The following is a 14,544-nucleotide window of genomic DNA, read 5'->3' on the forward strand; positions in this document are numbered from 1 at the left end:
TAGTTTCGCCAACGATCGTTATGATCACTCTGGGTCTACAACTTGAGGGCTAACGTCAACACGCGGGAAGCATTATTATCGCGTGTTGACCGGGAATAGGAATTGCAGGCGATGTTTGACGGATTCCAAACTTGCACTTCGCGAAGCAACCATGCTCCTATCCCGACTCGGGTGCCCCGTGGCGTCGCTTGATGTTCCAGCCCACTGCTCTTACCGGAGATCCGGTGGCATCGCCAAGCCTGAGCGGCAGAGCCATGACGTAGCTGATCACGTCCAACCGCTCCAAGTTGCACGCATTTTCCATAATAAGGATGCCTTGCGGCAGCAGCGTATAATGCGCGGCTAAGGCACCCCCGCCGCCATCACCCGGGTCTAAGCTGATGCAGTCGGTTCCCACGAGCTTGACCCTTCGCTCCGCGAGATATTCCGCCGCATCGCGTGAAACGCCGGGCCAGCTGTCCAGGAAGGACTGGCCAGCTTCCCCGATCCCCCAGCGATGGCCCCAACGAAAGTCGATTAGGACGATATCGCCGGCTTCGATCGCGACATTGGCCTGCTCCCAGTCCCGGATTTCTTTGGCGCCTACACGGACATTGCTGGCCGCAAAGGGTCCAAAGGTCATCTTAATCGCGGGACCCATGAAGCGATCGAGAGGCAGGGCATCGATGCTATCCGCGCCCGGCGACCCCGCGGGCATAAAGTGAGATGGGGCGTCAATGTGTGTGCCGGTATGTTCGCTCAGTACGAACTGGTTCATACGCGCGGGATCGCCCATCGCGCACCAACACATCTTGAAGAATTTAGGATGTGTTGGGTAGGTCGGTATCCCGTTCTCCAGTTTTCGGGAAAGGTCAATTGCCTCGGCGGCGCGAAAACCTGCTGACATGCTCCGCGCCATCAGGTTCGCCGCCCGATGGTCGTGCGAGCGCTGGCCGACAGGCAGCAACTCTCCAATCGGTCCGTCGCCGCTACGCAATTGCCGCGCGCGCCCATCCGGCCGCCGTCATCGCGCCGTCCTGATTGCTGGCCCAGACCTCGAGAGAAATGACGGGTCGTTGCCGGTTCAACTCGACTGCGGTCACAACGCCGCGGCAGGTAATGACGTCTCCGCGAAAAACGGGCTTGAGATAGGTATTCTTGATCCACCCAGTCTCTAGCCAGCTTCTGCCGAAGAAATTTGCCAACATTTCGGAAAGCCAACAGGTCTCCATCGCACCCTGTGCCAAGGTGTCGCGGAATCCAGCCGTTTCGGCGATCGTATAGTCAGTGTGAATATTGGCATATTGCTTGTTGATGCCGGAAAAGACCGCCATCTGGTCCTGATGCGCCGTCTTCGTTAGCGAAGCGATCGGCGTCCCCGGCTGAAGCGATTCATGTGCCCTCTGGGCGGAGGCAATGTGTTCCGGCCAAAGCCCTTTCACCTGCCCATCCGCTGGGGGCGCGGCTGATCCGGTACCAAGCTGCACTTGGGGGGGGATGCGCATGATCTCGGTGCTAATTTGGCGAACCAGAAGGCTGCCTGTCTCTGCCTCGCGTGCCTCGCTTTCGAAGACCGTATAGCCCTTGCCGCGACGTTCGTATTTATCAGTGTACCTGCCGGTATAAACCATGCGGGTTCCGAGCAGAACGGGCCGCTCGAACCAGACCTCTTCCTTTTGGTGAAGGCCGACCACGCGGCTTGGATCGTAAATTGTGCAAAAATGCGCGACGAGATCACGGAGCACCGCGGTACTCGGCACCAGGCATTCGCCTTCGTTCTGTACGTGCCATAGGTTGTAATCATCAACGGCGAAGCTGCCCTGACGCCGGTAGTGCTCATCCGCGAGCACTTCGACCGGCCCGATCTCTTCTCCGAGGATCACGGCGTCGTAGGTCGGCTCTCTCAAACTGAGGTCAATGCGCCCCAAAGGTCCCTCCTGCCCCGCCCAGAAACGTTTTCGGAAAACGTTTCTGGACGACCGAGACGTCGCATGTTAGGTCGGGCCTGTCAACTGAATGGCGCCTTCACGGAAGACGCGGAAGCGATGAGGTGTGGAGGATGGGTCGAAAGCCCAATCAGTCGCCGCTGAGGCGGCGCATCACCATTCACGACGTGGCGAAGGAAACCGGGTTCGCTGTGTCCACCATTTCCAATGCGCTCGCTGGCAAGAGTCACGTAAGCGAGGAGACGCGCGCGCGGATTCAGGAAATCGCAGAACGGATCGGCTATCGCGCCTCCTCCGCTGCTCGGAGCTTGCGTTTGCGGCAAAGTTTAATGATTGGCGTGCTTGTCGCCGACGTCGCCAATCCTGCCTCGCCCGACTTTCTTCGTGGTATCGAGGATGTCGCGACGCAGAACGGCTATGATGTGCTGCTCTGCAACACCGACGGCAGCGAAAAGCGCCAGATCGCCCAGATGCGCGCCCTGCTGGATCGCAACGTGGATGGTATCATCCTGATCTCGCAGCATTGCTCAAGCCCGGAGATACGAGCGTTGCTGGCGGATGGAACGCCCTATGTTCTGCTCCAGCGCCGTACCAGCCTGCACGCAGATGATTATGTCGGTGCCGACAACGTAAACGGAATCGGTGAGGCAGTGGCCGAACTCGCGCGTCTTGGACATCGGCGTGTAGGCTTCATTCGCGGGCCGGCAGACTCCTCGACCGCCGCCGAACGATACGAGGGCTTTTGCAACGCGGTCGCTCAACACGGGCTTGATCCCGATCCAGCGCTCGTTCATGACGGGGATTATAGCGTGGAGCGCGGCTACCGTGTGACGCTTGACTTCCTTTCGTCGTCACGGCCGCCCAGTGCCATCATTGCTAGCAATGACATGAACGCGCTCGGCGTGCTCGATGCCGCCGCTGCCAAGAACGTGCAGGTGCCCGAGCAACTCTCGGTCATCGGCTACGACAACGTCATCTTCGCCGGCTTCGCGCGCATTTCCCTGACGACGATTGATCTGCCGAAGCGGGAGATGGGCGCGGCCGCAGCCACACTGCTTATGAAGCGAATCAACAGCAGGCGACGATCCGCCCCGAAAACGGTGATATTTCCGACACGCCTCGTGCTCCGCGGCTCTACCGGTCCGGCGGCCGAGCCACAATCGGCGGCCGCTTCCCATAATCGTATTAGATCAAAACAAGAAAAGGATCGGCCGTGACCGGCTCTCTGCAGGATTTGAAGGTTCTCGATCTCTCTCGCTTCATCGCGGGCCCGCTCTGCGGCATGTTGCTTGGCGATATGGGGGCTGATGTCGTCAAGGTTGAGCGGCGTGGCAAGGGTGAAGATGCGCGCGGCATCGCCCCTTTTGTGGGAGACGAGAGTCTCTACGCGATGATGTACAATAGAAATAAGAGGGGCCTCACTCTCGATTTTCGGCATCCGGGCGCTGCGATTCTGCTGCGCGCGTTGATAGCTGAGGCGGATGTTCTCATCGAGAACTTCCGGGCTGGCACTATGGAGGAAATGGGTCTCGGCTGGGAAACGTTGAGAACGATCAATCCGCGCTTGATCATGGTGCGCATCTCGGGATTCGGGCAGGACGGACCTTACGCGACACATTCCTGCCTGGACGTCGTGGCGCAAGCTATGAGCGGCATCATGGAAATGACGGGGACGCCAGACGGCCCACCGCTCCCGGCTGGCACCTTCATCGTCGATCAGGTCACTGGTCTTTACGCGACAATCGGCGCGCTCGGCGCGCTGAACGCGCGGCACGCCACCGGCCGTGGGCAGATGGTCGATGCGGCATTGATGGATTCAGCGGTAACGCTGCTGCTGACGGCCATTCCGCAATCCCTGCTGTTCGGAGAGAATGTAAGCCGTCAGGGCGCCCGCGACCGTTACTCGGCTCCGGCGAATAACTACGCGACGGCCGAGGGCCGCTGGGTTCATTTGAATGCCGGCAATAACATTATGTTCCCGCGCCTTTGCGCCGCAATGGAACGCCTCGACCTTCTCAACGATCCCCGCTTCGCCACACACGCCGCGCGCATGGCGAATGTCGCGGAGATCGAGGCGATCGTAGCTGACTGGGTTCATGGCTTCGGGGCCGAAGAGGTGGTGGCTCTACTAACCCGGGCCCAGGTGCCCTGCGGTAAAGTCGCCACCATCGACGAGGTGGTGCGCAATCCGCAACTGCTGCATCGGGAGCAGATAGTCGAGATCGATCATCCGACAATCGGCAAACTTCCCATGCATGGTGTGACTGTTCGGTTTTCTGAAACCAAGAATGCGATCCGGCGGCCCGCGCCATCCATCGGTGAGCATCGCCGGTCGGTACTGGCGGATTGGCTGAACTATACCGAAGATCAGGTCACCGCTCTGGAAACACGAGGCGTGATCTGAGGCAAGAGTCCTCACGTGCGGGCCGAAGACTGTCCCAATGATGTGTTATCAAGGTGGAAGCGAACATGAAGACATGGCCCGACGTAAGTGGGGGAGCGCAGCCGCGCGGCAATATCACCTCGGCGCAGATCTTCGCCGCGGCGCTCAAACGTCACGGGGTGGAGGCCATCTTCGGCCAGAGCATCCCGGCCGCGCTGTTCCTGGCGACGCCGCAATTCGGCATCCGCCAGATCGGCTATCGTACGGAGAACGCCGGCAGCTACATGGCCGATGCCTATGCCAGGGTGAGCCATAAGGTCGCCGTTGTCACGGCGCAGAACGGGCCGGCTGCGACACTGCTGGTAGCGGGACTGGCGGAAGCCCTGAAGGCCTCTGTTCCAATCGTTGCGATCGTCCAGGACGTGCCTCGCAGCTTCACCGATCGCAATGCCTTTCAAGAATTTGATCACCTGGAACTTTTCCGCGGGTGCGCTAAGTGGGTCCGGCGCATCACCGATAGCCAGCGGATCGACGACTATGTGGACATGGCCTTCGCGGCCGCTGCGACGGGCCGGTGCGGGCCGGCTGTCCTCATTGTGCCGATCGATCTGTTCAATGAGACGCCAAAACCCACGGCGGGAGAGCGCATCGCGTCGCTTGGATACTATCCGCTTGATCGCAGTAGTGCTGACCCGGTTCGGGTCGCAGAGGCCGCCCGGCTGCTGGCGGAGGCCGAGCGCCCGGTGGTTATCGCGGGCGGCGGCGTGCATCTGTCGGACGCAGCGGACATCCTGGCCGCCCTGCAGGAGTCGGCGCATCTGCCTGTCGCGACCACCGCCATGGGCAAAGGCGCCACGGACGAGGGTCATCCGTTGTCCTTGGGGGTGGTGGGCTATTTCATGGGCCACCGCAGCCTAGGCAGGCATCTGCGGTCCCTCGTGACCGAGGCAGATGTCGTTCTGCTGGTCGGCAACCGCACCAACCAGAACGGCACTGACAGCTGGTCCCTCTATCCGCGCGGCGCCCGCTACATCCATATAGACGTCGATGGACAGGAGGTCGGACGGAACTACGAAGCGCTGCGACTGGTGGGCGATGCGAGACTGACGCTAAGCGCATTGCAGGAGGCGCTGGCCCTGCTCAATCTGTCGAAGCGGCGCGCCGCGCGACCTGCGGTGGAGGGTGCCGTCGCCGCCGGTCATGCGGCCTGGAAGAACGAAATTCGTTCCGTCACGATGGATGCGCGCCCGATCCGGCCGGAACGCGTTATGCAGGAACTTGACCGGCAATTGACTTCCGAGACCGTGGTCGTGGCGGATGCAAGCTACTCGTCCATCTGGGTCTCGGCCTTTCTGCGGTCGCGGCACCCCGGTATGCGCTTCGTGACACCGCGAGGTCTGGCTGGGCTTGGCTGGGGCCTGCCCTATGCCCTCGGTGCGAAGGTTGCGCGACCAGCTTCACCGGTCTTCTGTCTGGTAGGGGACGGCGGCTTCGGCCATGTTTGGTCCGAGTTGGAGACAGCGCGGCGCATGAAGCTCAATGTCGTCCTGGCCGTGCTGAACAATGGTATCCTTGGATACGAGAAGCATGCCGAGAAGGTGCTGTTCAACGACTACAGCGATGCTTGCGACTTCACAGCGGTCGATCATGCCGCCATCGCGCGTGCCTGCGGCTGGGAAGGGATCCGGATTGAGGATCCGGCCGAAATCGCGGACGCGCTCCGCCGGGGCTTCGCGGCCGACCATCCCGTTCTGCTCGACATCATCACTGACGAGCGTGCCTATCCGCCAGTCACCATGTTCGCCGATCAGAAGATGCTGAACTACTAGACTGGCCAGACGGTAGCCTACCGGCCAGATGCCCGACTTCCGGCTACTTCTTGATGTGGCGCGCTTCCGCCCGAGCGGTGATGACGGCGATGAGCAGTACTGTTCCGTTGAAGATCGGCTGCACCCAAAAGGGCGCACCGAGCAGGTTGAGCCCGTTGAAACCCACGGCGAGCAGCAGGATGGCGATGACCGTGCCGGGAACGTTGTAGTAGCCCGGCCGGTAGCTGGTCACGCCCAAGAAAGCCGCGGCATAGGCCGGCAGCAGCAGGTCCGGCCCAAAACCGGGATTGGCTGCACCGCTTTGCCCAAGGGCAAAAATGCCCCCGATCCCCACCAGCAGCCCCGAAATCGCGAATGCCAGGACCTTCAGCTTGCCCGTGCGGATCCCCGCCAGGAAGGCGACGCGCTCCGACCCGCCAATCGCATAGAGCTTGCGACCCATTGGCGTATGCTCGGTGACGTAGATCATGATCAAGGCGATGATGACGGTAAGCCACACCGTGATGCCGACGCCGAGGAAGTGCTTCTGCCCGATGAACAGTATTACATCCGGCACGCCGGAGTAGATCACCTGACCGTCGCTCAGCGCGAAGGTGAAGCCGCTCAGCAGGATGCCGGTGCCCAGGGTCGCGATGAAGGAGCTAATCTGAAACCGCACCGTCAGGAAGCCATTTGCGAAGCCTGTGACCACACCTACCAGCACCATGGCGGGCACCACGACTGCGGCACCGAACCCGGCCTGCCCAAGGACCGCGCCGACCATTGCGACGAAGCCCATCATATTGCCAAGCGAAAGGTCGAATTCTCCCGCTATCAGGGGAATGATTGAGGCGAAGGCGACACAGGAAATCACGGCCTGGACGACGAGGAGGTTCTTGATGTTGGCTGCCGTCATGAAGCGATCAGTCAAACACGAGAAGACGATCGCCAGAATCACTAGCAGAAGCAGCGTCGCATAGCGTTCCAGCACGATGCCCGCGAAGGCGCGCGGCCAGGATGTGCGAAGCGTCTTGCCGCTTACGGGGATATTTCCAGCCTCGGACTTGCTCATGCGTAGCACCATTGGCTGATCGATTCGCGGGAGAGCATGGCACCGGTCAGCTCCTGCGCGATTGCGCCGCTCCGCAGTACAAGTACTCGGTCACAGAGGGAGGCCAGCTGCTCTGGCTCCGTGGAGAAAAACAGGATCCCGACACCCTCGCTCGTCGCGTCACGCAGGATTTCGAAAATCTTCTCGCGCGCACCGGGATCGACGCCGGAAGTGGGATCGTCCAACACCAGCACCCGAGGCCGTGTCAGCAGCCATTTGGCGAGGATGCATTTCTGCTGATTGCCGCCGCTAAGCTTGCCGAAGAGGATGCGGCTCGACGGGGGGCGCACATCGAATTCCCGAATCACGCAGGCCAGCACATCACGCTCATAGGTTCCGCGGTGCCACAGCCGGTCCATCGCCGGTAACAGGATATTCTCGGCGACCGACAGGGTGGTAACGCCGCCGTTGCGCAGCCTGTCGGCGGGCAGCACGGCCATGCCGGCATCTATCATCTCACGTGGGCCGACGCTGCGCGGCATCTCGCGGCCGTCGATGGCAATGCGACCTGCGCGACGTTCAGTGACGCCGCCCAGGATATCGGGCAGATCCACCACTCCGCTATCCACCAGTCCCGCCACGCCAAGGATTTCGCCAGGGCGCAGCGTGAACGTGATGTCGTGTAGCGCCTGGCTCACCAGCCCTGTGACCGCCAGTGCCGGCGCGGCTTCGGCGGAAGCGGGTAGAGGGCGAGGCCGCTGCGCTCCGCCAGCGCCGACGCTCCACAGGCGCGCGACGGCGCCGGAGGTGGCGGCAGGCTTTCCCTCGGCGAGGATGGCGACTGTGCCCACCATGTGGGTGACCATGCCTTCGTCAGTGAGGCTGGCGGCCGGGCCGGAATAGACGACCTGGCCGCCCCGCAAGATGGTGCTGGAGGCTGCCAGGCGCCGCACCTCAGCCAAGCGATGTGTCACCATCAGCACGCTGGCTCCGGCCGCCGCGATCTGCTCCACGCGGTTGAGATAGACTTCTGCCTGGTCCTCAGGCAGCGACGCCGTGACCTCATCCAGGATCAGAAGCTCGAGACCGGATTGCACGCGGTCCAGCGCGATGACGAGCGCCACCAGCGCGCGATCCGCTGGTGCTAGCGATCCCGCCAAGCGACGGGGAGATATATGGACGTCGAACTTGCCAAGGAGGTTTTCCGCGTCGCCATACACCTTACGCCAGTCGACGCGCCCGAAGCCCGACAGGGGGTAGCCGCGGAAGACCGCAATACATTCCGCGACCGACAGCGTATCGATCAGCGGTGCCTCCTGATGTACGACCGCAATGCCGAGGGCATTGGCCTCAAAGGGCGTCGGAATGGCGACGAGCCGGCGCTGGCCGATCGTTATGTCGCCGCCATCCGGCTGGTAGACCCCGGAGAGGATCTTAACTAGCGTCGACTTGCCGCTGCCATTCGCGCCGAGCAGGGCATGAACCTCACCGTTCTTCACGGCCAGGTCCACGTCCCGCAACACCGGCACGCCAGCGAATACCTTGACGAGCTTGTCGCCCCGAACGGACATCGTGGCGTTGTCTCCCTCGCGGCGCTGCCTCTACTTGCCCTGCCAGAGGGACAGGAATTTCGACTTATAGTCGAAGTCGGCGAGCCAGTCGGTGCCGGCTGCCGGCAGGTTTGTCTTGTCGAGAACGGTGAAGGGTTGGTTCTCGCCATGGGGATCAAACATCGGCTGCTTGTTCTTGATGCGGATAACCTGGTCGGCGATAGCCCAGCCCATATATTCATTCTCATACGCGCCATCTGCTACCTGCACGACGCCGCGGCGGATGAAGTCGAGGTTCTGCTGGTCGCCCAAGATGCTGACGAGCTTCACCTGGCTTCCCAACCCAGCCTGCATGATAGCTGGCACTTGCACTCCGGCGGCCGGATCAAAGGGACTGAAGAGATAGGTGGTCTCGGGATGGGCGCGGAGATAGCCGACCGTCTGTTGCGGTAGGGTCGTGCCAACTTGATTGCCGGTGAAGTAGATCGGCGCGGAAACGGTGCAACCAGTGCAGGTCTTCATCTCCGCAACCAGACCGACCTGCAGCGCCGTGACGGAAGGGAATTCCTTATCCGAAAAAAGCGCCAGATTGGCCTTGCCGTTCGAATCCTTGATGATCCAATCAGCCGTTAGCTTGCCGAGTTGCGCGTAGTTAGGACCGACGTCGAAGGCAACGCCGAGTTTGCCGGGCGCTGGAGGGATTACAGGATTCGGCGTATCTATACCCGAGGAGCCGGAGACTACGAGAATGCCGGCATCCTTCGCGGCCTTGAGGCCCAGCTGCACGGCGGCAGGATCGATGGCAATCAGCGCGATGACATCCGCTCCGCTCGAAACTGCGTCCAGGATCGCCGCATTTTGCCGGCCCGGATTGCCGCCGCCATCCGAAACCGTCACCTTCCAGCCGAGCTTTTTACCGACATGCTGTAACGCTTCCGCAGGGGAGACACAGCCGTGGAGGATTGAAAGGCAGGTGATGGCCGTGACCTTCAGTCCGGGCGGCGCCTTGCTAGGCTCGGTCGGACCCGCGTATCGCGCCGGCTCCTGTTGGGCATGCGCTGCACTTGAGGCTGCGATCCCTAGAGATATTGCAGCGATCGTTCCGAGTAACATATGTCGCAACATTCTCGTGTTCCCGTTCGTTTCTGTTGGAAGTTTTTTAGGCTTCGAGCGATCGCTATGCGATGGCTAGATCACTGCCAGCGGCCGCACCATGGATCCTGTTGCGCCAGAGACAGTGAGCGGCAGGCAGAGGAATAAAAACTCGAAGATCTCGTCTCGGGCGAGTTCTTCCGGGTTTACCCATTCCAGAATCAGCAGACCGCATTCCTGAATGACGTAGCGATGGACCGGCTGGAAGTCACCTTCGACGCCAGACGGCTCGACCTCAAGCGCTGCATTGTCTCCGCCGATTGCGGTGACGCCGCGCGTGACGAGCCAGCGCGCCCCATCGATCGAAAGGCCACAGCCCTGGCTGCACGACATGCCCACGGGGTCCGGCCACTCGCGCATTGTGCCGGTGCGGACGAGAACGAAGTCACCCTCTCGCGGCTCTACTCCCTGCCTGACACATGCCTGTTCGAGTTCTTTGCCATCCACAGGTTGATGAGGCGCCAGCTGATCAAGCCCAAGCGCTGCCGGAATGTCCAGCATTAGCCCGCGCCGGATCAGCGGCGGCAAGGCCGCGGCATCATTGTTGAGCGGTCCGAAGTCGCCAAGATGATCGTCTGAGCTGAATCCTCCGTGCCAGGCTGCGGATGGGCCGCTAGTGATATGCGACAACGCGTCGATATGTGTGCCCGTATGCGTGGTGCAACACATCATTTCCGAGATGAAACCGAAGTTGAATTTGTTCTTGTCGAGGAAACGTAGGTCCTTCTGATTGCGCTGCCCGCGTGGCGACCTGTAGGTCAACAGTTGGAACGGCGGATGCCCCGCCGCCAGAGGCATTCCGGGCCACCATCCCGATGAAAGGTCGTAAGCCTTGCCAAGGCTCGGTTTACGGAGAAGATCCAGTGGAACATCAAAAACCGTCGCACGGCGGGTGCTTTTATTTTCGTTCTCATCTGGCACTGAAGCCATTCGGCCTTCCTTCCCTTACGCACGATATCCGGGTCGGCACTGCTGCGGGCGAAACCAAGTTGTCCTGCCTCTGACCCAGTGAACGAATCATACGCTCCATTTTCAGCTAAGCAAGTCCTGTTTTCATATTGCAACGCACCAAATGTCGGCATCGAGCGGTTCTGGACGCGCCCTCGTCCATCATCCGTTTCGGTGGTCGCTTCGTCTAGAACGGGAGTTCGCTGTTTGCGACTAATGGGATTGAGCTGAGTCCTTAAGTCGCTCGCGCGAGCAGTGACTGGCAGCATCCTGCTTGCCAATCCCGAAGCGACGAACTAATGTTCATTATTGAACTTTACCTTAAATGTTCCGACGCGGATGAGATGATTGAATGAGACCGGTAATGACAGCCGGCACCCACCGGCTGGAGGCAATCGAAGATGGTGAGCGTGATCTGCGTTGGCACGGTGGTCTATGACCAGGTCTTCTGGGTGCCAGCCATCCCGTCGACACCCGTCAAGGTCATCGCCAGCGCGCACGGCGTCTTTGGCGGTGGGCTGGCGGCGACGGCGGCGATCGCGGTTGCCTCGCTCGGTGCCCGTAGCGCCTTTTTTGGGCGGGTCGGACGCGATGTGGCTGGCGATGCTTTGTGCGGCCTTCTTGCGGAGGCGGGTGTCGACGTGGGCAGTTTGCAACGGATCGAGGACGGTCAGACGGCGACCTCCGCGCTACTAGTGGATCCCACCGGCGAGAGGCTACTCGCCGCGTTCCCAGGGCGGTTAAACGCTTGCGCGGAATGGCTGCCGCTGGAACGCATAGCCGAGTCCAAGGCTGTGCTCTGCGACATACGCTGGCCAGAAGGTGCGATCGCAGCCGCCCAAACCGCGCGGCGGCTTGGTATCCCGACCGTCCTGGATGCCGATCTTGCGCCGGCCGAAGCCATTTCGAAGCTAGTCCGCTTGGGCGACCACGTGATTTTTTCGGAGCGCGGCCTAACCGCCTACACCGGCCTGCAGAATCTCTCCAAGGCGCTGAGACAAGTTCGGCAGGAGACGGGCGCCTTACTCGGAGTAACACGCGGTCGTGACGGCGTGCTTCTCCTGCAGGACGACCGGTTCGAGACGATCCCTGGCCATCGTGTTTCGGTGCAAGACACCAATGGTGCAGGCGACGTCTTCCACGGTGCATACGCACTTGCAGTGGCAGAGGGCGCTTCGGTGCTCGAAGCTGCGCGCTTCGCCAATGCCGCAGCGGCCGTTAAATGTTCTTTGGCGCGGGGTTGGCACGGCATGCCGCGCCGTGCCGCCGTCACCCACCTCATCAAGGACGCATGCGATGCAGATTTCGCCCGGTAAGTATCGTGGCCTCCAGCGTCTTTCGGACGATGCGGGACTGTTCAAGATGGTCGCTGTCGACCAGCGAAACCCGATCTTCGGACCGATCAAGCGGATCCGCGGCACAGCGGAGGCCCCGTATGCCGACGTCGCAGCCGTCAAGGACCTGCTGACCCGCGCCCTAGCGCCCAAGTCGTCAGCGATTCTTTTGGATCCGATCTACTCCTTTCCGCGAGCACTACCCTTCGTAGGGCAGCGGCCGGGCCTTATTCTTACCTATGAGCATTCGGTCCTAGAGGAGACGCCGGGTGGCGTGAAGTCGCGCCCTATCCCGGGATGGAGTGTCGAGAAAATTCGCCTCGGTGGCGCGGACGCGCTGAAGGTACTAGTGCACTACCGGGCTGATGCGGCACCGGAGGTACGGAAGCATCAGCTGGCTTTCGTCCGCGCGGCCGGCGAAGCCTGTCGGAAATTCGATCTCGTACACTTAACCGAAATCCTCATCTACGCGCTGCCGGGTGAGGCGCCAGGCTATGCAACGGCCCATCGCGCCCGGCTAGTGCAAGAAGCGGTGGATGACTTTTTGGATCCGACGCTATTGATCGACATCTACAAGCTAGAGCCGCCCTCGGCATTGCAGGCCGTTCCCGATCCCAATGGGAAGGAAGCCGCCGCGGTGCAATCCCTCTATGATCGTCTCGCCGCCAAACTTCCGCGCCCTTGGGTACTCCTCAGCGCAGGTGCGAGTGCTGAGGATTTCAACCGCTCGCTGGCCTATGCCTATCGCACCGGTGCCAGCGGCTATCTCTGTGGCCGTGCCATCTGGCAAAGCGCCTTCGGACATTTTCCGGACCTTGCGGCGATGGCGGCCGCCTTGCAGGCTGAGTCAGTGCCCTTCCTAGACAAAATCAACGAGATGACTGAACGCTCCGCCACGCCATGGCAGAAGCATCCGGGCTTCAAGGATAAGATATCGTTCGCACATGCCGGCAAGAGCTTTCCGGAGCACTACGCAGCGTGAAAGACGGCCGCTCAGAGCAGATCCTCGCGCTTGTCGAACGGCGTGGCTATGTCGCGATTGAACAGCTGGCGGCGCATTTCGGCGTCACGACCCAGACAATCCGCCGGGACGTAAATGCCCTGTGCGAAAGCGGCAGCCTAGTCCGGCAACACGGGGGGGCAAGCCTGCCAGCCGCGCGATTGAACTCTGCTTACAACGCACGTCATGTCGAACGGGTGGAGGAAAAGCGGCGTATCGCTGAGGCGGTAGTCGCCTATCTGCCCGACCGCGCGAGCCTCTTCCTTGCTCTTGGTACTACTGTGGAATTCGTTGCCGAGGCTTTGGCAGAGACGTCTAAGACCCTTACCATCGTGACGAACAGCACCGAGGTTGCCAGGATCTTCTGGCAACGGAGTAGCTTCGAGACGATCCTCACCGGCGGCATCGTGCAACATCGCAACGGCGGTGTTGTTGGACGTCATGCGGTCGATCTTATAGCGAATTTTCGATGCGACTATCTCGTCACTAGCGTTGGCGGCATTGAGCCGGACGGCACTTTGCTTGACTTCTATGACGCGGAGCTCGCAGTAGTAACCGCGATGCGAATACGCGCCAAGATTCATCTCGTTGTGGCCGATCACAGTAAATTTTTTCGCTCTGCGAGCCAACGTCTGTGCGCTCTAAGCGATATCGCGATTTTTTTTACCGACGCCCCGCCACCACCGCCTTTTGCCACGCTCGCGGTCGAACAAGGCGTGCGCGTCGTGGTTGCCGATCGCTAGTGCCGCAAGCTATTACAATGGGGTCCATGCAGATACCTCACCTTCCTCGCCGCCTTAGCTTGCGTTGCTGGGACAAATCGCCAGCGGCCCGGACCCCGCCATGGGCAGCCACGCTCTTCGTCGTGCCTGGGATTGTGGATCATCGAGGCCTCCCTCATTGGCGAAGCCACGTTCGCAAACGTCTCCAAGGACTAACCTGGCCAGTTTCATCCCGTATTTCGCCCGCCTGAGGCGCCTTCGCCAACTGCTCGATCAGCCGCTTAGCGAGCAAACCTCGATGGCCGCGCGTCCAATGATCGGCCGCATCATCGTTTGGGAGCCACTCCGGGGGTGGCAGCATCAGGTACTGTGCGAGACCGTCCAGCAGTGGTTCGTAGGTCGCGCGTAGTGCTCGCAGCGCGAGAAAAGCGTCGCCTTCTACCTGCCAATCAAGTCCAGACCTCGCCAGGACAGCCTGCAGATGAAGGCATGCCTCGAGGGGTAACCTGTCGTCGCCGTCGTAACGAGAGGGCGCGATTCGGAACGACCGTGCCATCTCGACGGCGACCTGCCGCATGACTTCAAAAGTCATGCGCGCCTGAAAGGGCTTTGCATCACCTACACCTACGAGGATGAGGGCGCAGCAATCTGTGACGGCCGTCAGCGCCGCC

General features: G+C 61.1%; 13 protein-coding genes. 6 read left to right on the forward strand and 7 right to left on the reverse strand.

The window, feature by feature from the left end; translation table 11 throughout:
* Nucleotides 1-157: 157 nt before the first annotated feature.
* The gene (locus GSQ92_RS28385; protein ID WP_159014720.1) at nucleotides 158-946 is read right to left on the reverse strand and encodes a cyclase family protein; all 789 of its coding nucleotides are present in this window, start codon (nucleotides 944-946) and stop codon (nucleotides 158-160) included.
* 22 nt (nucleotides 947-968) lie between these two features.
* Complete coding sequence (locus GSQ92_RS28390) at nucleotides 969-1,907, reverse strand: MaoC family dehydratase (protein WP_159014721.1); 939 nt, start codon at nucleotides 1,905-1,907, stop codon at nucleotides 969-971.
* Nucleotides 1,908-2,038: 131 nt separating this feature from the next.
* Here GSQ92_RS28390 and GSQ92_RS28395 point away from each other — a divergent pair, with 131 nt between their 5' ends.
* From GSQ92_RS28395 to GSQ92_RS28405, 3 genes are all read left to right on the forward strand, one after another.
* The gene (locus GSQ92_RS28395; RefSeq protein ID WP_159014722.1) at nucleotides 2,039-3,142 is read left to right on the forward strand and encodes a LacI family DNA-binding transcriptional regulator; all 1,104 of its coding nucleotides are present in this window, start codon (nucleotides 2,039-2,041) and stop codon (nucleotides 3,140-3,142) included.
* Nucleotides 3,139-4,329, forward strand: coding sequence for a CaiB/BaiF CoA-transferase family protein (locus GSQ92_RS28400; protein WP_159014723.1), 1,191 nt, complete (start codon nucleotides 3,139-3,141; stop codon nucleotides 4,327-4,329). The genes GSQ92_RS28395 and GSQ92_RS28400 overlap by 4 nt, the downstream gene beginning before the upstream one ends.
* Before the next feature lie 65 nt (nucleotides 4,330-4,394).
* A complete protein-coding gene (locus GSQ92_RS28405) occupies nucleotides 4,395-6,137 on the forward strand; it encodes an acetolactate synthase catalytic subunit (protein ID WP_159014724.1) in 1,743 nt (580 codons plus the stop codon).
* A gap of 43 nt (nucleotides 6,138-6,180) precedes the next feature.
* Here the strand turns inward: GSQ92_RS28405 and GSQ92_RS28410 are convergent, their stop codons facing one another.
* From GSQ92_RS28410 to GSQ92_RS28425, 4 genes are all read right to left on the reverse strand, one after another.
* Nucleotides 6,181-7,188 (reverse strand): ABC transporter permease, encoded by a 1,008-nt coding sequence (locus GSQ92_RS28410; protein ID WP_159014725.1) that lies wholly within the window; start codon nucleotides 7,186-7,188, stop codon nucleotides 6,181-6,183.
* Nucleotides 7,185-8,738: a sugar ABC transporter ATP-binding protein gene (locus GSQ92_RS28415; RefSeq protein WP_159014726.1), complete on the reverse strand. Its 1,554-nt coding sequence runs from the start codon at nucleotides 8,736-8,738 to the stop codon at nucleotides 7,185-7,187. The genes GSQ92_RS28410 and GSQ92_RS28415 overlap by 4 nt, the downstream gene beginning before the upstream one ends.
* 30 nt (nucleotides 8,739-8,768) lie before the next feature.
* Nucleotides 8,769-9,842, reverse strand: coding sequence for a substrate-binding domain-containing protein (locus GSQ92_RS28420; RefSeq protein WP_159014727.1), 1,074 nt, complete (start codon nucleotides 9,840-9,842; stop codon nucleotides 8,769-8,771).
* A 63-nt stretch (nucleotides 9,843-9,905) separates the two neighbouring features.
* Nucleotides 9,906-10,799 (reverse strand): cyclase family protein, encoded by an 894-nt coding sequence (locus GSQ92_RS28425; protein WP_159014728.1) that lies wholly within the window; start codon nucleotides 10,797-10,799, stop codon nucleotides 9,906-9,908.
* 419 nt (nucleotides 10,800-11,218) lie between these two features.
* Between GSQ92_RS28425 and GSQ92_RS28430 the strand changes: the two genes are divergently transcribed.
* Genes GSQ92_RS28430 through GSQ92_RS28440 form a run of 3 tightly spaced genes read left to right on the forward strand, consistent with a single transcriptional unit; the run spans nucleotide 11,219 to nucleotide 13,894 of the window.
* A complete protein-coding gene (locus GSQ92_RS28430) occupies nucleotides 11,219-12,133 on the forward strand; it encodes a PfkB family carbohydrate kinase (protein WP_159014729.1) in 915 nt (304 codons plus the stop codon).
* The gene (locus GSQ92_RS28435) at nucleotides 12,114-13,133 is read left to right on the forward strand and encodes a tagatose 1,6-diphosphate aldolase (RefSeq protein ID WP_159014730.1); all 1,020 of its coding nucleotides are present in this window, start codon (nucleotides 12,114-12,116) and stop codon (nucleotides 13,131-13,133) included. Before GSQ92_RS28430 ends, GSQ92_RS28435 begins: the two co-directional genes overlap by 20 nt.
* On the forward strand, nucleotides 13,130-13,894 hold the full coding sequence (locus GSQ92_RS28440; protein ID WP_159014731.1) for a DeoR/GlpR family DNA-binding transcription regulator: 765 nt from the start codon (nucleotides 13,130-13,132) through the stop codon (nucleotides 13,892-13,894). Before GSQ92_RS28435 ends, GSQ92_RS28440 begins: the two co-directional genes overlap by 4 nt.
* 154 nt (nucleotides 13,895-14,048) lie before the next feature.
* Here the strand turns inward: GSQ92_RS28440 and GSQ92_RS30610 are convergent.
* Nucleotides 14,049-14,544, reverse strand: a 496-nt coding sequence (locus GSQ92_RS30610; RefSeq protein ID WP_216857010.1) for a hypothetical protein, incomplete at its 5' end; no start/stop codon positions are given.

This window comes from Acidisoma sp. S159, assembly GCF_009766125.1.
GTDB lineage: Bacteria > Pseudomonadota > Alphaproteobacteria > Acetobacterales > Acetobacteraceae > Acidisoma.